Consider the following 18,527-nt stretch of genomic DNA (forward strand, 5'->3'; position numbering starts at 1 on the left):
CTCGATGGGTAAAGCAGAAGGTAGTCCGCATTTTGCTGATTTTACCGTAGATGTTATTGATAATTCTAGATGAAAATCAGTGGTTTTTATCAAAATTCCCGATGTTATCATTAGTTAATAATAAAAATTAGGAATAAAAATGGTTGGATACTCATCTCTTGCGCAGCCGTTCTTGGATGCTATCGCCGAGGCCGTGTTCTCATTGGTACAGGTGAGGCGTTGGTTGATCGAGGGAACCCCCGCAGCGGCAGATTACTCCTTTGCAGACATTCTCATCCAGGAGCAGAAAGCGGTACGGTGGCGCTCGAAGCAGACCACCCAGCCCTTCTGGGCAAATTACTGGTGCGGTCGCGACAGCCGATGCCAGTGCCGCATTCCGGGCAGCAAGGCACTTGAATCGGATGCGATCTTTTTCCTGCGTAACGAGCGCGACAGGGTTCTGGCCATCCATGTCGAGTTCAAGCATCCTAAGGAAGCGTTCGGCTTCGGCCAGCCGGAAGCTTATCCCCTGCGCGCAGAATGCTGGTCACAAACCTATCGGGATCGGAAGACCGTGAATCCGCATCACCAATGGACCACCGTCCTGTTCTGCGGATCCGATACCCTGAACGATCCTCGCGTCGCCTCATTCCAGCGCGTCATCATGCACGCACAGGCAGCCGAAATGATTTCTACATATCCTCGCCTCACGACCTGATCCGAAACCTATGTCTCAGCGCGATCGGCGGCACGAGGCGACTTGTCCGTTGAGGCCGTTCGCGTTGCACGCCGGCAGCTGCGACGTTGCAAGTCCCAGAGCTGCTTCGCGGTAACCTCGCCCGTGTATCGCGGATCATCTCCCGCTGTCAGTCCAGTCGTGTAAGCCCTTTCCTGTCGCGAAAAGGGACGGGTACGAAGCCGAATCGGCGACAGCGGACCCGCCAACGATAACAGCGCCCGATCGCGTCACGATCGGGCGCTGCATCGGCACGTCGGGATTACCCGCCTCACGCCGCCTGGCGCTTCGCCTTCTTCGCCCGCCGCCCGAGGATGTTGAGCACCTCGACGCCGGCCGAGAAGGCCATGGCGGTGTAGATGTAGCCCTTCGGCACGTGGGCGCCGAAGCCCTCCGCGATCAGCGTCATGCCGATCATGATGAGGAAGCCCAGCGCCAGCATCACCACCGTCGGGTTGGCGGCGATGAAGCGCGACAGGGGGTCGGCGGCGAGCAGCATCACGGTCACGGCCGTCACGACGGCGATCACCATGATCGGCACGTGCTCGGTCATGCCGACCGCCGTGATGATGCTGTCGATCGAGAACACGAGGTCGAGGATCAGGATCTGGCCGATCGCCGCGGCAAAGCCCAGGGAGGCGCCCCCGCCGGCCGTCTCCTCCGGGTCGGGATCGAGGCTGTGGTGGATCTCCTTGGTGGCCTTCCAGAGCAGGAACAGGCCGCCGGCGATCAGGATCATGTCGCGCCAGGACAGGCCCTTGCCGAAGATCTCGAACACCGGCTGGGTCAGGTGGACGATGTAGGCGACCGTACCCAGCAGCGCGAGGCGCAGGATGAGCGCGAGCCCGATGCCGATGCGGCGGGCCCGCGACTGCTGCCCGGCCGGCAGCTTGTTGGTGATGATCGAGATGAAGATCAGGTTGTCGATGCCGAGCACGACCTCCATGACGACGAGGGTCGCGAGGGCGGCCCAGGCCGTCGGGTCGGCGGCGAGCTGAACGAGGGAATCCACGCGGGCGGTCCTCTACGGGAAGATCGAGGGGCGGCCCGTCGGCGCCGCGGCGAGGGGAGGCGCGTGGACCTGCACGGCCTTCGGCAGCACCCGGACGTGGGCGGGGGTGTAGGTGGTGAGCTCGCCGTCGGTGTTGACCGGGCGCGGCTTCTTGGTGCGCAGGATCACCTCGGTGGTCTGGAAGGCGCGCACGTCGGCGGCCTTGCCCTGCGTGCCCCGGCGCAGGGCCGGCAGCAGGGCGAGGAGCCGCCACCAATGGGCGACCTCGAGGCTGTAGAAGTTGAGCAGGCCGTCGTCGACGGTAGCGTTCTCCTCCACCGTCATGCCGCCGCCGTAGTGGCGGCCGTTGCCGACCGAGACCTGGATGGTGCGCACCGTCTCCACCGTGCCGTCGTGCTCGATGTAGACCGTGAACGGCCGCGCCCGGCGCAGGAGCCGGAACGCCGCCACGCCGTAGCCGATCGTGCCGAGGCGGCGCTTGAGGTCGGCCGTCAGCTCGCCGGCGAGATCGGCCGAGAAGCCGATGCTGGCGACGTTGAAGAAGTAGTGGCCGTTGACGCAGCCGAGGTCGATCGGCCGGGCCGGCACGCTGGCGATCACCTCGGCGGCCTCGAGCGGGTCGGCCGGCAGGCCGAGGCTGCGGGCGAGGTCGTTGGCGGTGCCGAGCGGCAGGATGCCGAGCGGCAGCTGCGCCTCGGCCAGCGCCTGGGCGGCGGCGTTGAGGGTGCCGTCGCCGCCGCCCAGGATCACCATGTCGCAGGTGGAGGCGTGGGCGTGGATCAGCGCCTTGCAGTCGGTCTCGCCCGGCGGCGGATCGACCGGCTCGATGCCGCCGCGGCGCAGGGTGCCCTTCACGGCATCGAGGTCGAGCCCGCCGTTGCGGGCCTTCTTGTTGACGACGAGCAGGGCCCGCCGCGCGGTGTCAGCGCCGGACATCGGCGCCTCCCGCGACGAGACGGGGACGGACGAGGGGAATGACGCGCATGGTTGCGGGCCCTCCAGTGCGATCGTGCCGCGTCAGCACAAAGGCAGAGAAGGGGTCCGACATCGCGGTCGACGCCTCGAACCGCCAGAGGGGCCCGGACCCGGGGAGCCCCTGAGGTGGGGTCGCGGCCGCGCTTGACAAGGGCGGCGCCCCAGCTTCGCCTGCCGCAAGGCGAGAACCGCCACCGCTCCCCGGGGGTGTGCGCAGCGTGGGTTGCGGGGAGGGCACCGGGCCCGCAATGGAACCGTAACCGCGGCGACGAACGTTCCCTTGTTCAGATCGCGCCCCGATCGTGCTCCTCCCCCGGTGCCGCCGCCATGCCCCGTTCTCCCCGGTCCAGCCTCGTCCGCCCGTCGGCCGCCCTCGTCGGCCTCGGCCTCGGTGCCCTCCTGTCCCAGGCCGCCCTGGCGCAAGGCTGGGTCGATCCGCCGGCCCGCGGCCCCGGAGCCGCCGCGCCCGATTCCGGGTCCGCCCCCAAGGACCTTTCCAAGACCCTGCCGAAGGTCGAGCCGGCCCCGGCCGCGCGGGCCGAGGCGCCGGCGCCCGCGCGGGCTCAGGCCTCGCAGGCGCACGCGCCGCGCCGGGTCGCCGAGGAGGCGCGCCGGCCGGCCCGCAGCGGGCTCCACGCCGCCACCGAGGCCCGGCGCGCCGCGCGGCTCGCCCGGGCCGAGCGGCCGCCGCTCGTCGTGCCGGTCCCGCCGCCCCAGGTCGCGGTCTCCAGCGGGCAGATGCGCGACTGGGCGGTGACGTCGCAGCGCCTCGCCCGCGACTACCTGGCGTCGATCTCGGGGTCGAACGCCGCCACCCTCGCGGCGGCGCCGGGCTTCTACGGCGACCGGGTCGTCTTCCACGGCCGGACGATGAGCGTCGCCAGCCTGATGTCCGAGAAGCGCCGCTTCGTGCAGCGCTGGCCCGATCGGCGCTACCGGCCGCGGCCGGATTCCCTGCGCACCGCCTGCAACGCCGGGCTCGCCGTCTGCCGGGTCCAGGCCACCGTCGACTTCTCGGCCTTCAGCCCCGATCGCGGCGTGCGCTCGCAGGGCACCGTCGACCTGGAACTGGCGGTCAGCCTCGCGGGCGCCCGCCCGGTGATCGTCGCCGAGACCAGCCGGGTGGTGCGCCGCGACGCGGTGGCGAGCCGCGACTGACCCCGGCGAGGTGTGACAGGTCGCCGGTCAGGACCTAGAGCACTTCACGATCGCGTTGCAATCGCGAAGCTCTCTAAGTCTCTGATTTAGCCGCTTTTTCTTCGACGAACCGGTATCCACTTCGTCGGAAAATGCTCTAGATGAGAGGACGAGGGCCCGCCGCCGGGGACGGGCCCCTCGGGACGACCCCGCGGCCGGGGGCGATGGGACAGATTGCGGACATGACCTCGCGTGAGCAGTTGCAGGCGCTGATCCGGGCGGAGATCGATCGGCACCGCCCCGTCGCCGTGGCCCGTCGCACCCTCGAGCTCCTGGTGGAATCCGCGACCCGCCGGCTCGACGCGGCCCCGGGCTACCAGGTCGTCGACCGCGACGGGCATCCGCGCACCCGCCTGGTCGGCGGCGAGGCGCTGCCCCTGACGCTGGGCGACCTCGTCGACGAGTTGCGCCGCCAGCACCCGACCCTGTTCCAGCCGCCGGCCCCCGCCGGCCCCGCTCCGGCCCCGGCCGAGACCCCGCGGGACTGGATCGTGGTGAAGCCCGCCGAGCCCGCCCCGGCGGCGCCCGCCCGGCCCGGCCCGGCCGCGCGCCTGCGCGAGACCCTGCGTGACTTCACCTTGCGCGGCTTCACCTTGCGCGACTTGACGGCGCGCCTGCCGGAGCGGGAGCCGGCGGCCCCGGCCGCCGCCCCGCTCCCGGTCGCGCCGCCGGTCCCCGAAGGCGAGGGGCTGAAGCCCGGCCACGCCCGGCCCCGGCCGTTGCCCGGCCATGGCGGCTCGTCCCGCCGCCCGCTCTACGCCGCCCTCGGGGCGCTCGCCGTGCTGGGTCTCGGCTACGCGGCCTTCCGCGGCGGCGAGTCGCCCCGCGAGGCCGCCATCGCCCAGGCACCGTCCCAGGATGTCCGTCGGCCCGCGGAAACCGAGACGAAGTCTGCGGAGGCCAAGCCCGCACGCGGAACCGGCGAGGCCGCGAAGTCCGGCGGTGCGAAGCCCGCGGAGGGCAAGCGCGAGCCGGTCGAGACCGGTGCCCTGGTGCCGGAGGCGGCCGGTCCCGTCGCCGGGGTCGCCGAGGTGCTCGACACCGCGACCCTGCGGCTCGGCGGCCGGACCCTGCGCCTCTACGGCATCGAGGCCGCCCGAGGGGCGCAGGCGAGCGACCTCTCGGGCTACCTCGCCGGACGGCCGGTGAACTGCCAGCCGAGCCAGGGCAAGGCCGCCTGGATCTGCACCGTCGACGGCCACGACCTCTCGGAAGTGGTGCTCTACAACGGCGGCGGCCGCGCGACGCCCGAGGCGACGCCGGACCTCGTCGAGGCCGAGCGCCACGCCAAGGCGGGCAAGCTCGGGATCTGGGCGAAGCCCTGAGGGCCAGGTCCCTCGCCCTCGGGCCCGGCGCGCCGAGGAGCGCCGCCGGGCGCCCCGTGCGACGGAACCCGGAGCGTCAGCCGAACGCCCCGACCTCGTGCTGGATCATGCCGCTGATCTCGCGCACGAGGCCGAACAGGCGGCGGATCGGGGCGAACAGGGTGCGGTGCTCGGCCTCGTAGGTGCCGATCCCGCGCGGGCCCGCCGGCTCGCCGAAATTGAGGCCCAGCGTCGGATCGGGCGTGACCGGGAAGATGTCGTCGAGGAGCTTGAGGCAGCTCTCGACGTCGAGCCGCAGGATGCGCTCGATCAGGACCTCGCGGGTGATGCCGTTCTGCGGACGGAAGCCCGGGATGTGCACCGCCAGGAACCAGATCCGGTGGATCAGCGCCAGGCGCAGCGCGTGCAGGAGCGCCAGCCGCGGCGTCATCGCGGGCAGGTCGGGAGCGACCATGCTCAGCATCAGGTGGTCGCGGGTCAGCCGGCCGAACAGGCGGCGCAGGTGCGGCGCCAGGTTGAGCCGGTCGAGGGCGGCGGCGACCGCGACGATCTCCTCGCGCCGCCCGTCCCGGGTCGCGCGGCGGGCCCGCTCGAGCCAGACCGAGGGGTCGAGGGTGTCGATGTAGGCGCGCAGGACGTCGAGGTCGCCGACGGCCGTCGCCTCCTGCACCAGCCGGAAGGCGCGGGCGAAGCGCTCGGAGCGCTCGCGCATCTCGACGAACAGGTCCGGCGCCCGGCCCGCCGCCCGCCCGACCCCGTGCAGGGAATTCGCCAGGAAGCCGAGCTGCTGCAGGATCGCGTTGTTGGGGATCGCCCGCATCTGGCGCGGATGGGTGATGGCGACGGGCCCCCCGCCGTCGGATTGCCGCGCCACCGGGCGCGAGCCGGTGCGGTCGATGAGGTTCGGCCCGAAGGTGCCGAGGAGCGCCGCGTAGCCCGGATCCTCGACCAGGGTCTCCATGTCCTGGCGCACGCCGGTGAAGAACTCGGTGGCGAAGTCGGCCTCGGCGTAGATCGGGTCGGGCGCGGGCTGGAGCCGGCTGTAGACGTGCTCGCCGATGCGCGCGACGGTCGCCTCGGCCAGGGCCTTCGTGCCGAACATCAGGTAGCCGTCGCTGCCCTGGAAGCTCGATTCGAGGCTGGTGCGGATCCCCGCCTCGCGGTTGCGCCGGCGCGCATGGTCGGGGGCGAGGTAGGCCAGGCGGTCCGACAGGCTCGTCGGGTGCGCGCCCCGCCCGATCGATTCGCCGTGGGTGTCGAAGATCACGAGCTCGATGTCGGTGAGGTCGTGGGCCTCCATCAGCTCGGTGATGCGCAGGCGCAGGCGCTCGATCCAGAAGGTGGCGGCGAGCTGGCCGACGTAGCGGCCGGAATCCGAGTAGCCGAACTGCACCACCAGGCGCCCGATGCGCTTGAGGTAGGCCCGCCAGTGGGGGGAGCGCAGCGCGTCCTCGATCACGTGCACGCCCTGCTCGAGCGCCGAGGCCGTCTCGAACAGCGGCGTGATCTCGACCCGGTCGCCGATGCCGAAATGCTGCGCCAGCCAGAGCGCGGCGAGCAGGGTGTAGCCGGTCTCGGTCTCGGCGATCAGGAAGCGGACCGGGTGGGTGCCGTCGACGTGCTTGAGGATCTGGGCGATCGTCATCATCAGCCGGGCGGCCGAGGCCCGCTCGGCGGCGAGCGCCCCGAAATCCACCGGCACCGCCGCGACGGTGTCGAGGAGGGCGTTGATCGAGGCGAGGTGGGAGCGGCGCTGGGCCGGGTCGGTCGGGTCGCCCTCCTGCTCCAGCGCCCGGCGCACGGCGTTGTGGACCTGGCTGGCGTTGAGCCGGAAATGCGGCAGGCCGTTCTGGAGCCCGTGCGCGGCGACGCCCGCCCGCAGGGTGCAGAGCGCGAGCCGCGCCTCGTCGTCGGCGGCGTCGGCGACCGCCCGGTCGAGACGGGCGAGGAGGGGCCCGGCCTCGGTCCGGGCCCGGTCGCGCTCGATGATGAGCGCGAGCGCGAAGCGGTGGACCGCCTCGAGCCCCGGCTGCTCGCCGAGCTTGGGCGCCACCGCGAGCTGGCGCAGGACCGCGTCCCTGGCCTCCCCGGCGAGGCGCCGCGCGGGCTCCGCGGCGGGGTCGTCGGGGAGCTGCGCCAGCACCCGGTCGAGCTGGGTGCGCTTCGATTCGAGCCGGTAGCGCAGGGTGTCCCACCAGCCGATATCGGTGCGCCCGTCGGTGTCGCAGCCGACCCAGGAGGCGATGACGACGGGCTTCGGCACGAGCCCGCTCCAGCTCTCGGGCCAGCGCTCGCGGGCGGCGCGCAGGACGGCCTCGTTGAGGCGGTCGAGGGCGGCGCGGCCGTGCTGGACCGCGTGCCGGGCCTGGTCGAACTCGTCGTTGAGGGTGATCACCGGGTCGGCCCGGGCCGACAAGGCCGCCGCTTCCTCGATCGGGGCGTGGCGCGCCGCCGGGTCGGGCTCGGACGCGGCCTGCGCCAGGAGGCGCGCCACCGCCTTCGGCATCCCGAAGGTCGGGTGGGCGGTGAACACCGCGGCAAAGCGCGTGCGCTCGACCCGGGTGCGGGCGGTCTCGAACGGGGTCTCCGGGTCGCCGAGGGCGGCGGCCGCCACGGCCTCGGTCGCCGCGCTCGAATCGGCCTCCGGCCCGAGGCCGAGATAGGCCCGCAGCCGCACCGCCCGGGCCTCCAGCGCCTGGGCCCGCAGGCGCACGAACAGGCCCGCGAGGTCGTCCTCGCCGATCTCGCCGCGGTCGAAGCCCCGGCTGATCGCCAGCGCCACGGTGAGGACGGGGTTGCGGAACGGGTCCTGGCTCGCCTGGTGGCGCGCCTCCTCGACCAGCCCGAGCAGGTCCCGCTCGAGGGTCTCGGGGGAGGGCCGCGGGTCGGGCCCGCCGGTCTCGGAACCGCGGTCGCCGGAGCCCTGCCGGGCGGAGGTGTCGAGCCTGTCCATCGGGTCGCTTCGTCCTGTCGCCGGATCACCGTCCGGATCGCGCGGCGCTGAGGGTTCCGCGCCTCGGGGCCGGTGAGGCAAGGAGCGTTCCGCGGCCGGGTCAGGCTTTACCCCGGGCGTTGCCGCGACGCGAGGGTGCCTGCGGCCCCGGCGACACAGGCCGGCCCGGATTCGGGGCGGGCGGCGCCCGGGCGATGGTTAAGATTTCGTCAAGGCGCCATAATGCCGGCCGGATGGACGTCCGACGGGACGCCGACACGGGAGCCACGCGCCATGATGTCGATCGGAGCCGCCCTCAGCGCGGCCACCACCCTCGTCGGGACCACCCTGCCCGCCGGCCTGATTGGCGCGCCTTCCGGGAAGCGTGCCCCGGCGCGACAGGCCCAAGACGCCGAGACCGCGGTCGAGGCCGGGGAAGTCTTCGGGCCGCCCCCGGAGGACGGCGCGCTCCTCGTCGCCATCGAGGAGAGCCTGCGCGAGGCGGGCTACCTCGCGAGCTGACGTCCCCGGCGGGCTCGCGCCGCGGGCCGAAAGCCCCGCGCACCGCATGAGGGACCGTCGCTGCGCGACCGGACACGCCGCCGGAAATGCTCTAAGGCTGGCCTCACGATGGAGATGATCGTGATTCTGGCTGCCGCGGCAGCCCTGGTATTCGCGGGCCTGGTGCTCGCGTTCGGGCATGGCCGCGCGCGCCGTCCGCCCCTGCGGCTCCCGCACGAGCAGGAGCTGGAGGACCGGGGCGACGAGCTGTTTCGCGACTTCGACCAGGATCTCGCCGGCCTGCTCGACGAGGCGGCACGCGATCCGCAGGCCCACCGCGCCTTCCCCGAGCGGCTGGAGGCGCCGAGCGCGCCCCGCCTCCGGCCGCAGGGCCGCATGACCATCGATCACGATCCGGCGGAGCCCGGTCTGCCCGAGGCCGCGCACGGCCCATCCACGCACGGCGAGGCCGGGCGCCGGCCCGGGTCCCGCGATCCCGAGCGCGACGGAGAGTCCCGGTGACGCGCTACGCCGTGCTGGCCGCCCTGCTGGCCGCCCTCTCAGGCTTGCCGGCGCGCGCCGCCGGGGAGGATGCGGCGCCCACCTGCCCGACGGCGCAGGCGCCCGAATTCGCGGGCGGCAAGGGGTTTCGCCTCTGGGTCACCCGGCAGGGAACGATGACCCTGACCAACCCGCTGCGGCCGCTCTCGCCCGAGACGGTGCAGGTGCTGCAGGTCGTGATCCGCAACAAGCTCGCGACCGCCTACGGCCCCGACCTGTCGGGCCTGCGCCGCGGCCCCGCGCCGGCGGCCCTCGAGGCGCAGAACGGCGCGGCGATCCAGTGGGCCGGCGGTTTCGAGGGCCTGCCGCAGACCCTGCGCATCCTGGCCGACGACGGTGGCCAGGTCCTGGCCGAGCTCAAGTTCGAGGCCTGCGGCGACGCCCCGAAGGTGGCGGAGCCGAAGCCCGCCCCCACCGCCCGCAAGGGGGGCGCCGCCCGCAAGGGTGATGCGAAGGCCGCCCCGAAGACGGAGGCGGCGCAGGGCGACGGAGCCGCGACCGGCTCCGCCGAGGCGGGCCAGGCGAAGGCCGCGGCCCCGCGCCCCCGGCCGAAGCGCGAGAAGGCCGCCGCGCCCGATGCCGGGCCGGCGCGCACGCCCGGTGGCCTGATGCTGCCGCAGGGTGCGATTCCCTGAGCATCGACCGAAACAACCCGGGCCGTCGCGGCGTTCGCCCCCGCACGGCCACCCTGCTCCCCGTGTCCTGATCCCGGAGACGCTTCGCGATGTATGATTCCTGGCTGCGCCTCGGCTTCGACACGGTTCGCCTGGGACTGGAGGCGCAGACCGTGGTCGCCCTGCGGCTGGCCAAGCTCTCGCTCGGCGGCGCGGCGGCCCAGATCGAGGCGCAGCGCATGGTGACCGAGAAGGTCGAGGCCGCCGCCGAGGCCGCGATGACGCTCGCCACCGGCGGCACGGCCGAGCGCGTGGTGCGGGACTACCGCCGGAAGGTGCGGGCCAACGCCCTGCGGCTCAGCCGCGGCTGAGGCGGGGCCGTTCCGAAGCCGTCGGCCGACGAGGCCGGCGTCACGACCGGCCTGGCGTCACCTGCGGTCCGGCGTCACTTGCGGGCGGCCATCATGTCGTGGGTCAGCACCGTCAGCTTGCCGATCAGGCTGGTGATGTCGCCGTGGGTGCAGGACCATTGGGTGCCGATCGCCCCGCCGTCGGAGGAGACCGACACCACCGCGACCGAGCGCAGCTTGCCCTCGCGGGCGAGGCGGAGCTGCTCCTGCAGCACCTCGATCATCGAGGCGGTGTTCTCGTCGACGGGGGCGGCGGCCACGGCCTGCGGGAAGGCGACCACGCGGTTGGTGTCGGCGGCGGTTTCGCTCATGGGCATCATGGGACTCTGCGTACGCTCGAAGGAATCGGGAGGGCGGAGCGGTCGAGCCGCCCCAGGAGATCGGCGAGATCCGCCGGCAGCGCCTCGGACAGGCAGCCGTCGAACGCGGCGTGCAGCCCCGGCGCCAGGACGGCGGCGAGCGGCCTGGCGCCCGCCGGGGACCGGGTCGCCGGCGGCAGGACGGCGGGAGCCGGCCCGCCGGGTCGATCGTGCATCGCCCGTGACATCATCGCAGCCTCACTTGGCGGCCTTGCCGGCAGCCTCACCCGGCAGCTCTGCCGGAGAGGAACCGCCCTCGCGGCCAAAACTGCCCATCCGGGCGCCGAGCACAATCCCCGCTCTGTGGCCGAGCTTTCACTTCGAAACCTGATGTTGTGGGTTCGCAACACTTCGCGCGGGGTCTGATACCCTCGCTGCCTCGGCATCGACACGTCGATGCCGAGGCGTCCGGCGCATCGGCGCCGACGCCCGTTCGGGCTTAAGCCATGGCCTCCGAGCGGATCCGTTCGAAGGCGGCGCGGTATGACATGCCGCGGGGCCGGGCCCGCGGGTGCTCGCGCGCCGACCGATGCGGGTCCGGTTCCGGCCCGGACCGCCTCGGCGGAATACTGAATTTTTTTGAGTTAAAACAATAATGCATCAATTTACGTCACAACTCTGTGTAAATTAACTTTTGATATGACAATTATGAGTAGAAATGGGTTACATACCGCGCGGGGTGGCATGGCGGGACGCTTTGGCCGAATTTCTCATCCGCAAACTTGAGCACTTCACGAGCTTGTCCTTCGAGGACAAGCAGGTGCTCGATCAGGCGTCGCGACAACGCACGCGTCGCATCCGCTCCCGCGACGACATCGTCCACGAGGGTGATCTTCCCCAGGGCGTGAACCTGATCCTCGACGGCTGGGCCTGTCGCTACAAGACGCTCGAGGACGGGCGCCGCCAGATCATCGCCTACCTGCTGCCCGGCGACCTGTGCGACCACAACGTCTCGGTCCTGCGCGAGATGGATCACTCGATCGGCACCGTCACCGCCGTGACCCTGGCTGAGATCCCGGCCGAGACCATGCGCCATCTCACTGCCGGCCACGCCCGGCTGTCGCAGGCCCTGGCTTGGGAATCCCTGGTGACGGCGGCGATCCAGCGCGAGTGGACGGTGAATATCGGCCAGCGCACCGCCTTCGAGCGCCTCGGCCACCTGCTCTGCGAACTCTACGTGCGCCTGCGCGCCGTCGGGCTCACCCAGGGGAATACCTGCGAGCTGCCCCTGACCCAGGCCGAGATCGCCGATACGATCGGGCTGTCGGTGGTGCACGTGAACCGCACTCTCCAGGAGCTGCGCAGCGTCGGGCTGATCTCCCTGCGCGGGCGCGAGCTCACCATCCACCGCCTGGAGGCGCTGCAGCGGGCGGTGCAGTTCAACCCGAACTACCTCCATCTGGGCCGCGAAGGACGGCACCTCGATTCCAATGAGGCGTGAGGCCGACCGTCGCGAGACCGACGACACGAGGGGGGACGAGCCCGACTTCCGCCGGATGGTCGACACCATCCCGCACCTCGTCTGGCAGTCGGACCCGCTCGGCGACTGGATCTGGGCCAGCCGGCAATGGGCCGCCTTCACCGGCCAGGGCCCGGACCGCAGCCGCGGCGGCGGCTGGCTCGACGCCGTGCATCCGGACGACCGCGACCGCACGCGCGAGGCCTGGCAGCGGGCGGACCGACGGGGCTACCTCTCGGTCGAGCATCGCCTGCGCCGCCAGCCGTCGGACGCGAGCCAGGAGGACGCCTATCTCTGGTTCTCCACCCGGGCGACGCCCCTGCGCGGCCGCGACGGCCGGCCGACGACTTGGTTCGGCACCTCGACCGATATCCACGATCTGCACCAGATGCGCGAGGCTCAAGCCCAGCTCGTCTACGAATTGCAGCGGCGCGGCCGCAACCATCTCGCGGTGATCCGCGGCATCGTGCGCCGCGTCGCCGCCACCGCGACGAGCGTCGAGGACGTCGTCTCCCATATCGACGACCGCCTCGCCGCCCTGGCCCGCATCCAGGTCGAGGTCTCCCGCGAGCCCCTGGCCGGCGTCGCCCTGGAGGTCCTGATCCGGGATCAGCTCTCCGCCCACGTCATGCCGGAGCCGAGCGAGCTTGCCGGCCCGCCGGTGCGGCTGCCGGTCGAGGTGGCGGAGAAGCTCGGGCTCGCCCTGCACGAGCTGGCCCTCGGCGCCGTGCTCGACGGCCACGACCGGATCGCCGCGACCTGGAGCACGACCGCGACCCACCTGACCCTGACCTGGCGCGAGCGGGCGCGGCCGGGCGCCTGCCGCATCGGCGGCGAGACCCTGCGCGGCGAGATGCTGGAGCGGATGCTGACCTACGACCTTCGCGCCGCCGTCACCGTCGCGGAGACCGACCGCGAGCGCGACGTCGTCATCGTGCTGCCGCTGCCGGCCTGAGGCGGCGGGCGGGTTGTTTCACGTGGAAACGCCGCCCGATGCGCACCATTGAGGAACCGTCAAGCATGAGCGCACCCACCGGGGACCCCGATATCGCAACCCAGGCAGGCACCTGCGCGGATTGACGCCTGCCGGGCCGGCGCGCCACAGACGAGGCTCCCGCACCCCTCGTCACAGCTCCCGCCCGCCATGTCGCACGCGTCCGCCGCGCCGTTCACCCGCGCCGGCCTTCTCACGGGCTTCCGGCTCAGCCTGCCCCTCTGGCCCAGCATCGCGGTGTTCGGCGCCGCCTTCGGGGCGGCGGCGGCCCAGCGCGGCCTGAGCCTCGCGGAAGCGGCGGGCGCCAGCGCGCTGGTCTATGCCGGCTCGGCCCAGATGGTGACGCTCGAGGTCTGGGGCCAGCCCTGGACGGTGAGCGCGCTGCTCGCCGCCATGACGGTGACGGGCCTCATCAACGCCCGCATGATCCTGATGGGCGCGACGATCCAGCCCTGGATGCGCGGCACGCCGCTCTGGCGCACCGCGATGACGCTGTTCGTCCTCGTCGATGCGAGCTGGCTCATCGGCGTGCGCCACCGCTCGGAGGGCGGCCGCGACCTCGGGGTATTGTTCGGCGCCGGCATCGGCCTGTGGCCGCTCTGGGTCGCCTCGACGGTGGCCGGCCACCTGGCCGGAGCCCTGGTGACCCAGCCCCGGGCCTACGCCCTCGACATGATCCTACCGGTGTTCTTCGCCGCGATGCTGGCGCCGCTCTGGCGCGGGGTGCGGCCGGCCCTGCCCTGGCTCGCCTCCGGCCTCGTGGCGCTCCTGGTGCAGCGGCTGGTGCCGGGCTACGCCTTCATCGCGGCGGGCGCGGCGGCCGGCCTCGTCACCGGCCTCCTCGTCGACGACGGGGCGGCCCGATGATCGACGCGGTTCTCGCCGGGCCCGCCGGTCCCTGGATCGCCATCCTGGCGCTCGCCCTCGTCACCTATCTCTGCCGCGCCTCGGGCGTGGTGCTGATGAGCCGGGTGCGGCTCACCCCGCGGGTCGAGCGGGGCCTGCGCGCCCTGCCGGGCTCGATCGTGGTGGCGACCGCCCTGCCGACCGGCCTCTCCGCCGGCCTGCCGGGGCTCCTCGGCCTCGTCGCGGCCGCCGCCGTGATGGCGCTCACCCGGTTCGAGCTGGCGGCGGTGCTGGCGGGGCTGGGGGTGGTGGCGGCGGGGCGGGCGCTGGGGTTGTAGGGCCCGTTGCGCCTCAGCGCAGCCGCTGCCGGATCCGGAACCCCAACCCGTCGCGCACGTCGCGATAGGCGTCGAGGCGCTGCTCGCGGGAGCCCTGCGACACCGTCGGGTCGGGGGTCGGCCAGTACTCGACGTCGGCCGCCACCGTGCGGGTGAGCTCCAGGGCGGCGTGGTGGGCCTCCGGCGAGAGCGAGACGATCAGGTCGAAGTTCAGGCCCTCCCACTCCTCCAGCTCCTCCAGGGTGCGGGGGCGGTGGCGCGAGGCGTCGATGCCGATCTCGTCGAGGGCCGAGACCATGAACGGGTCGGTGGGCTCGCCGCTGCGCACGCCGGCGGACTGCACGTAGACCGACCTGCCGAAATAGTGCCGGGCCAGCGCCTCGGCGCAGGCCGAGCGCACGGCGTTGAAGTTGCAGACGAACAGCACCGACTGCACCCGCTTGCCCGGCCTTGGCGGCTCGGCCCTCGCCGGATCGGGGTTCGACGGGTCGGCTCCGGCCGGAGCGGCGCTGTCCGGAAGGGGGCTTCCGGACACCGGGTCAGCCCTTCCAGTGCAGGGCGAAGATCAGCGTGAACAGCCTGCGGGCGGTGTCGTGGTCGATCTCGACCTTGCCCTCGAGGCGCTGGCGCAGCAGCTCGGAGGCCTCGTTGTGGACCCCGCGCCGGCCCATGTCGATCGCCTCGATCTGGCTCGGCGAGGCGGTGCGGATCGCCTTGAAGTAGCTGTCGCAGATCATCTCGTAGTCGCGGATCACGCCGCGGAACGGCGTCAGCGACAGGAGATGGGTCATCACCGGCTGGCCGTCGGCGGTCGCGATCGCGAAGGACAGCTTGTTCTCGACGAGGCCGAGCGCGAGCGCGTAGGGCCCGCCGTCGTGGTTGGCGACGCGAAACCTGTTCGATTCCAGGATGTCGTAGATCGCGATGGCGCGCTCGTGCTCCTGGTCCGGGTTGCCGCGCCCGATCGAATCCTCGTCGAGCGTCACCGCCGCCAGGCGCTGTCGCGGATCGGGAGCCTCGCTCGCCATCGGGTCACCTCTCGCGGGGGGTTGGAAGGCTTGCACTGGAAGGCTTGCAGCAGAAGGCGGGCGTGGCGCTCCGCGCAAGCCGGACGTTGGGCGACCCGAACCTACAGGTTCAGCCGGATCGCCACCGAGCGGGCATGCCCGTCGAGCCCCTCCGAGCGGCCGAGCGCCACGGCCGCCGGGCCGAGCGCCCGGAGCGCCTCGGGCGTGCAGGACAGGATCGAGGTCCGCTTCATGAAGTCGAGCACGCCGAGGCCGGAGGAGAACCGGGCCGAGCGGGCGGTCGGCAGGACGTGGTTGGGGCCGCCGACATAGTCGCCGATCGCCTCCGGGGTATGGGCGCCGAGGAAGATCGCCCCGGCATTGCGCACCCGCGCCGCCAGTTCCTCGGCGTCGTGGGACTCGATCTCGAGATGCTCGGGGGCGAGCCGGTCGACGAGCGGGATCGCGTCGGACAGGCGCTCGACCCGCACGATGGCGCCGTAGTCGCGCCAGCTCGCGGTGGCGATCCCGGCGCGCGGCAGGGTCTTCAGCTGGCCCTCGACGGCCATGGCCACCGCGTCCGCGAGCGCGTCGCTGTCGGTGACGAGGATCGCCTGGGCGGCCGCGTCGTGCTCGGCCTGGGCGAGGAGGTCGGCCGCGACCCAGTCGGGGTTGGCGGAGGAATCCGCCAGGATCAGCACCTCGGAGGGGCCGGCGATCATGTCGATGCCGACCTGGCCGAACACCCGGCGCTTGGCCGCCGCCACGTAGGCGTTGCCGGGGCCGACGATCTTGGCGACCGGCCGAATGGACGCCGTGCCGTAGGCGAGCGCCGCGACGGCCTGGGCGCCGCCGACCCGGAAGACCTCGTCGACGCCGGCGAGCCTCGCCGCCGCGAGCACCAGCGGATTGGTGACCCCGTCCGGCGTCGGCACCACCATGGCGATCCGCGGCACGCCCGCGACCTTGGCGGGAACCGCGTTCATCAGCACCGAGGAGGGATAGCTCGCGGTGCCGCCCGGCACGTAGAGGCCGACCGATTCGAGCGCGGTCCAGCGCCAGCCGAGGGTGACGCCAAGCGCGTCGGTCTCGCGGTGGTCCGCCGGCACCTGGGCGCGGTGGTAGGTCTCGATCCGCGCCTTGGCGAGGGCCAGGGCGTCGAGGGCGTCCGCAGAGCAGGCGGCGGTCGCGGCGTCGATCTCCCGGTCCGAGACCCGGATGGTCTCGGGCGCCAGGGCGAGCCGGTCGAAGCGCGCCGTGTACTCGATCAAGGCCGTGTCGCCGCGCGCGACCACGTCCCGGATGATGTCGCGCACCGCCGCATCGACGTCCTCGGCCACCTCGCGCTTGACCGAGAGCAGGCGGACGAACTGGGCCTCGAAATCGGGGTCGCGGGAATCGAGGCGCTGCATGCGGGATCCGGTCTCGTGTCGGCGGGCCAAAGGGTCGAGCCAAGGGGTCGGGCCAAGGTCCGCCGACTGCCAAAAATTTCAGGCCGCGTCGAGGGGCATGTCGAGGGAGGTGTGCAGCGGCTTGCTCTCGGCCTGCCAGACCGGGCCGAGATCCTTCATCGCCGCCTCGATGCATTCGAGCTCGAGCCGGATCGCAGCCCCGCCGGCGAAGACCAGGGTCGCGATGCCGGACGGCGCCTCGCCGGGCTCGAAGGTGATGGCGAGGAGCTCGAGCGGCGCGTCGGGTTCCTCGCGCGAGACGTTGCGGCAGCGGACAGCGAGCACCCGCTCGAAGTGCAGGCCGGTCAGCCGCCGCCGGGGCGGGGCGCCGTCCGGGCATTCCCAGTCGAAGCGCCGCGCCACCAGGGCGAAGCGTCGTTCCCGGGGCAGGTAGGCGAGGTCTCCGGTCCGCAGGACCGCATCCTGAAGGTGGGTCGAGATGACCGCGAGATCGTCGGCGTCGAGGGCAGCGAGCTTCAGGAGCTCCATCTCCGCGTCCTTCACTGTCGGCGTCCCTGTTCTGGGGGCCTGCCGTGACGACGGCGCGGCCCGTGCTGTCTGGATGATACTGAGAGTAGGTAGCGATGCCCCCCGCCGACGACAACCGCCGGCCGGCCGACGACGTGCGACCGGGATTCGCCGCGGTTTCGAGCTGTCGCAGCGGCACCGAATCGCCTCAGCCGGCGTTCATGTCCGGGCGCCTAGCGTGACCATCGGACAGGCTCGGCTCGACCGAGCCCTCAAAGTCGATCGAAGGAGAGATTCGTGAAGACCGTGATGACCGCGGCCCTGGCCGCCCTGACCCTCGGCCTCGGCGTCGCGCCCGCCTTCGCACAGTACGGCTATGGCTACGACGAGGACCGCCCGCGCCGCCGCTACGAGGAGCGCTACGACTACGACCGGCCGCGCTACCGCGACGAGTACGACCGTCCGCGCTATCGCGGCGAGTATGGCGGCGGCCGCATCGGCCGGATCTGCGTCACCGCCCGCGGCAACTGCCCGACCCGGCCGGCGCCCCTCAACAGTTCCTGCGGCTGCGAGGTCCCGGGCTTCGGCTTCAAGCGCGGCGCCATCGGGTATTGACGAGAGGGGTGGGGGCGAGAGGGGCGGGGGATCGACGCCCCCGCCGCACGAGGAGCACCCCGGGGCTCGCCGCCGCGAAACCCCGGGGTGCCGAGGGAGGATGCGCGGGCGAAGGGGCGCGGGCAGTCCTAGATCAGGTCGAAGGCCAGCTCGTCGGCCCGGTAGTCGAACACCCCGCAGGTGCGCCGGTCGACCCGGGGCGCGAGGCCCCGCATCACCACCCGGCGGTCGGCGACCACGATGCCGTCCACGCTGTAGGTGAAGGTGCCGCAGGCACCGGCGAAGACCGTGGCCGTGCCCGAGTAGGTGTTCCCCCGCCGCACCCCGTCGAACAGCAGGCTGCCGCTGCGGGCGCCCGCCTCCGCCATGCCGGGCCGCGGCCGGTGATAGTAGAAGCGCCGCCGCGCGCCGTCCGCGACCAGGACCATCACCGAGGCGTTGTGGTCCCAGTACGATCCGCCCGACGGCGCCGCGTCGTGGACCGCCCGCGGGGCCGATCCCCCCTGCGGGCCGAAATTGTAGATGTGGACGTTGGTGGTGGTGCCGCCCTGGTTGATCTGCTGGTTGACGACTTGAGCCTGCGCCGCGACGCCGGGGCCCGCCGCGAGCGCGGCCGTCACGACGAGACCGGCGAGTTCCCTGACCATCCGACGCATCCTGCTTTGCGGGCGACCGACGCGGCGTGATCCGGCGCCGGGACCGCCCGGGCGCCGGGATGCTCGTCACCGTCGCGACCCCGTGCTCGAGG

The 18,527-nt window shown here is 72.4% G+C and carries 21 protein-coding genes; 12 read left to right on the plus strand and 9 right to left on the minus strand.

The annotated features are described in order from the left end of the window. Window positions 1–223 precede the first annotated feature (223 nt). Window positions 224–697 (plus strand): hypothetical protein, encoded by a 474-nt coding sequence (locus DK419_RS28770; RefSeq protein WP_162561327.1) that lies wholly within the window; start codon window positions 224–226, stop codon window positions 695–697. A gap of 289 nt (window positions 698–986) precedes the next feature. Here the strand turns inward: DK419_RS28770 and DK419_RS20530 are convergent, their stop codons facing one another. Then, window positions 987–1,727, minus strand: coding sequence for a TerC family protein (locus DK419_RS20530; protein WP_109960735.1), 741 nt, complete (start codon window positions 1,725–1,727; stop codon window positions 987–989). A gap of 12 nt (window positions 1,728–1,739) precedes the next feature. Further along, on the minus strand, window positions 1,740–2,663 hold the full coding sequence (locus DK419_RS20535) for a lipid kinase (RefSeq protein WP_109960736.1): 924 nt from the start codon (window positions 2,661–2,663) through the stop codon (window positions 1,740–1,742). Window positions 2,664–3,029: 366 nt separating this feature from the next. Here DK419_RS20535 and DK419_RS20540 point away from each other — a divergent pair, with 366 nt between their 5' ends. Both DK419_RS20540 and DK419_RS20545 read left to right on the plus strand, forming a co-directional pair. Next, on the plus strand, window positions 3,030–3,860 hold the full coding sequence (locus tag DK419_RS20540) for a hypothetical protein (protein WP_109960737.1): 831 nt from the start codon (window positions 3,030–3,032) through the stop codon (window positions 3,858–3,860). Between the two features lie 221 nt (window positions 3,861–4,081). Then, a complete protein-coding gene (locus DK419_RS20545; protein ID WP_109960738.1) occupies window positions 4,082–5,224 on the plus strand; it encodes a thermonuclease family protein in 1,143 nt (380 codons plus the stop codon). A 76-nt stretch (window positions 5,225–5,300) separates the two neighbouring features. Here DK419_RS20545 and DK419_RS20550 read toward each other — a convergent pair whose 3' ends face one another. Beyond that, window positions 5,301–8,177 (minus strand): phosphoenolpyruvate carboxylase, encoded by a 2,877-nt coding sequence (locus tag DK419_RS20550; RefSeq protein WP_109960739.1) that lies wholly within the window; start codon window positions 8,175–8,177, stop codon window positions 5,301–5,303. Between the two features lie 273 nt (window positions 8,178–8,450). Here DK419_RS20550 and DK419_RS20555 point away from each other — a divergent pair, with 273 nt between their 5' ends. The 4 genes from DK419_RS20555 to DK419_RS20570 all read left to right on the plus strand — a co-directional run bounded on the left by DK419_RS20555 (window position 8,451) and on the right by DK419_RS20570 (window position 10,203). After that, window positions 8,451–8,678 (plus strand): hypothetical protein, encoded by a 228-nt coding sequence (locus DK419_RS20555; RefSeq protein WP_109960740.1) that lies wholly within the window; start codon window positions 8,451–8,453, stop codon window positions 8,676–8,678. Window positions 8,679–8,786: 108 nt separating this feature from the next. Next, window positions 8,787–9,179, plus strand: coding sequence for a hypothetical protein (locus DK419_RS20560; RefSeq protein ID WP_109960741.1), 393 nt, complete (start codon window positions 8,787–8,789; stop codon window positions 9,177–9,179). Beyond that, window positions 9,176–9,853, plus strand: coding sequence for a hypothetical protein (locus DK419_RS20565; RefSeq protein WP_109960742.1), 678 nt, complete (start codon window positions 9,176–9,178; stop codon window positions 9,851–9,853). Before DK419_RS20560 ends, DK419_RS20565 begins: the two co-directional genes overlap by 4 nt. Window positions 9,854–9,942: 89 nt before the next feature. Beyond that, the gene (locus DK419_RS20570; protein WP_109960743.1) at window positions 9,943–10,203 is read left to right on the plus strand and encodes a hypothetical protein; all 261 of its coding nucleotides are present in this window, start codon (window positions 9,943–9,945) and stop codon (window positions 10,201–10,203) included. Window positions 10,204–10,277: 74 nt separating this feature from the next. Here the strand turns inward: DK419_RS20570 and DK419_RS20575 are convergent, their stop codons facing one another. Next, window positions 10,278–10,553 carry a hypothetical protein gene (locus tag DK419_RS20575; protein ID WP_109962405.1) on the minus strand — a complete coding sequence of 92 codons (276 nt, stop codon included), beginning with the start codon at window positions 10,551–10,553 and terminating at the stop codon, window positions 10,278–10,280. Window positions 10,554–11,298: 745 nt separating this feature from the next. Here DK419_RS20575 and DK419_RS20585 point away from each other — a divergent pair. The 4 genes from DK419_RS20585 (at window position 11,299) to DK419_RS20600 (ending at window position 14,238) form a co-directional block, all read left to right on the plus strand. After that, window positions 11,299–12,042: a Crp/Fnr family transcriptional regulator gene (locus DK419_RS20585; RefSeq protein WP_109960744.1), complete on the plus strand. Its 744-nt coding sequence runs from the start codon at window positions 11,299–11,301 to the stop codon at window positions 12,040–12,042. Beyond that, window positions 12,032–13,015 (plus strand): PAS domain-containing protein, encoded by a 984-nt coding sequence (locus DK419_RS20590; RefSeq protein ID WP_109960745.1) that lies wholly within the window; start codon window positions 12,032–12,034, stop codon window positions 13,013–13,015. Before DK419_RS20585 ends, DK419_RS20590 begins: the two co-directional genes overlap by 11 nt. Window positions 13,016–13,204: 189 nt before the next feature. Then, the gene (locus DK419_RS20595) at window positions 13,205–13,921 is read left to right on the plus strand and encodes an AzlC family ABC transporter permease (RefSeq protein ID WP_109960746.1); all 717 of its coding nucleotides are present in this window, start codon (window positions 13,205–13,207) and stop codon (window positions 13,919–13,921) included. Beyond that, entirely contained in the window at window positions 13,918–14,238 is a 321-nt protein-coding gene (locus tag DK419_RS20600; RefSeq protein WP_109960747.1) for an AzlD family protein, read from the plus strand. Before DK419_RS20595 ends, DK419_RS20600 begins: the two co-directional genes overlap by 4 nt. Window positions 14,239–14,251: 13 nt before the next feature. Here DK419_RS20600 and DK419_RS20605 read toward each other — a convergent pair whose 3' ends face one another. The 4 genes from DK419_RS20605 to DK419_RS20620 all read right to left on the minus strand — a co-directional run bounded on the left by DK419_RS20605 (window position 14,252) and on the right by DK419_RS20620 (window position 17,185). Further along, a complete protein-coding gene (locus DK419_RS20605) occupies window positions 14,252–14,674 on the minus strand; it encodes an arsenate-mycothiol transferase ArsC (protein ID WP_109960748.1) in 423 nt (140 codons plus the stop codon). Between the two features lie 103 nt (window positions 14,675–14,777). Next, on the minus strand, window positions 14,778–15,266 hold the full coding sequence (locus DK419_RS20610) for a UPF0262 family protein (protein WP_109960749.1): 489 nt from the start codon (window positions 15,264–15,266) through the stop codon (window positions 14,778–14,780). Between the two features lie 101 nt (window positions 15,267–15,367). Beyond that, window positions 15,368–16,657: a histidinol dehydrogenase gene (gene hisD, locus DK419_RS20615; RefSeq protein ID WP_109960750.1), complete on the minus strand. Its 1,290-nt coding sequence runs from the start codon at window positions 16,655–16,657 to the stop codon at window positions 15,368–15,370. A 78-nt stretch (window positions 16,658–16,735) separates the two neighbouring features. Next, window positions 16,736–17,185, minus strand: a complete 450-nt coding sequence (locus DK419_RS20620; RefSeq protein WP_167450842.1) for a DUF2948 family protein — start codon at window positions 17,183–17,185, stop codon at window positions 16,736–16,738. A gap of 276 nt (window positions 17,186–17,461) precedes the next feature. Here DK419_RS20620 and DK419_RS20625 point away from each other — a divergent pair, with 276 nt between their 5' ends. Then, complete coding sequence (locus tag DK419_RS20625) at window positions 17,462–17,779, plus strand: hypothetical protein (RefSeq protein ID WP_245442579.1); 318 nt, start codon at window positions 17,462–17,464, stop codon at window positions 17,777–17,779. A gap of 128 nt (window positions 17,780–17,907) precedes the next feature. Here DK419_RS20625 and DK419_RS20630 read toward each other — a convergent pair whose 3' ends face one another. Then, complete coding sequence (locus tag DK419_RS20630) at window positions 17,908–18,426, minus strand: hypothetical protein (RefSeq protein WP_109960752.1); 519 nt, start codon at window positions 18,424–18,426, stop codon at window positions 17,908–17,910. Window positions 18,427–18,527: the final 101 nt, after the last annotated feature.

Origin of the sequence: Methylobacterium terrae (genome assembly GCF_003173755.1) — a bacterium.
GTDB lineage: Bacteria > Pseudomonadota > Alphaproteobacteria > Rhizobiales > Beijerinckiaceae > Methylobacterium > Methylobacterium terrae.

Bases quoted from the DNA above. Each gene is read 5' to 3' on its own strand.
- DK419_RS20570 (WP_109960743.1), top strand. From the start codon at position 9,943: ATGTATGATTCCTGGCTGCGCCTCGGCTTCGACACGGTTCGCCTGGGA.
- DK419_RS20620 (WP_167450842.1), bottom strand. From the start codon at position 17,185: ATGGAGCTCCTGAAGCTCGCTGCCCTCGACGCCGACGATCTCGCGGTC.
- DK419_RS20545 (WP_109960738.1), top strand. From the start codon at position 4,082: ATGACCTCGCGTGAGCAGTTGCAGGCGCTGATCCGGGCGGAGATCGAT.
- DK419_RS20630 (WP_109960752.1), bottom strand. From the start codon at position 18,426: ATGGTCAGGGAACTCGCCGGTCTCGTCGTGACGGCCGCGCTCGCGGCG.
- DK419_RS20610 (WP_109960749.1), bottom strand. From the start codon at position 15,266: ATGGCGAGCGAGGCTCCCGATCCGCGACAGCGCCTGGCGGCGGTGACG.
- hisD (WP_109960750.1), bottom strand. From the start codon at position 16,657: ATGCAGCGCCTCGATTCCCGCGACCCCGATTTCGAGGCCCAGTTCGTC.
- DK419_RS20575 (WP_109962405.1), bottom strand. From the start codon at position 10,553: ATGAGCGAAACCGCCGCCGACACCAACCGCGTGGTCGCCTTCCCGCAG.
- DK419_RS20560 (WP_109960741.1), top strand. From the start codon at position 8,787: ATGGAGATGATCGTGATTCTGGCTGCCGCGGCAGCCCTGGTATTCGCG.
- DK419_RS20590 (WP_109960745.1), top strand. From the start codon at position 12,032: ATGAGGCGTGAGGCCGACCGTCGCGAGACCGACGACACGAGGGGGGAC.
- DK419_RS20540 (WP_109960737.1), top strand. From the start codon at position 3,030: ATGCCCCGTTCTCCCCGGTCCAGCCTCGTCCGCCCGTCGGCCGCCCTC.
- DK419_RS20550 (WP_109960739.1), bottom strand. From the start codon at position 8,177: ATGGACAGGCTCGACACCTCCGCCCGGCAGGGCTCCGGCGACCGCGGT.
- DK419_RS20555 (WP_109960740.1), top strand. From the start codon at position 8,451: ATGATGTCGATCGGAGCCGCCCTCAGCGCGGCCACCACCCTCGTCGGG.
- DK419_RS20535 (WP_109960736.1), bottom strand. From the start codon at position 2,663: ATGTCCGGCGCTGACACCGCGCGGCGGGCCCTGCTCGTCGTCAACAAG.
- DK419_RS20600 (WP_109960747.1), top strand. From the start codon at position 13,918: ATGATCGACGCGGTTCTCGCCGGGCCCGCCGGTCCCTGGATCGCCATC.
- DK419_RS20595 (WP_109960746.1), top strand. From the start codon at position 13,205: ATGTCGCACGCGTCCGCCGCGCCGTTCACCCGCGCCGGCCTTCTCACG.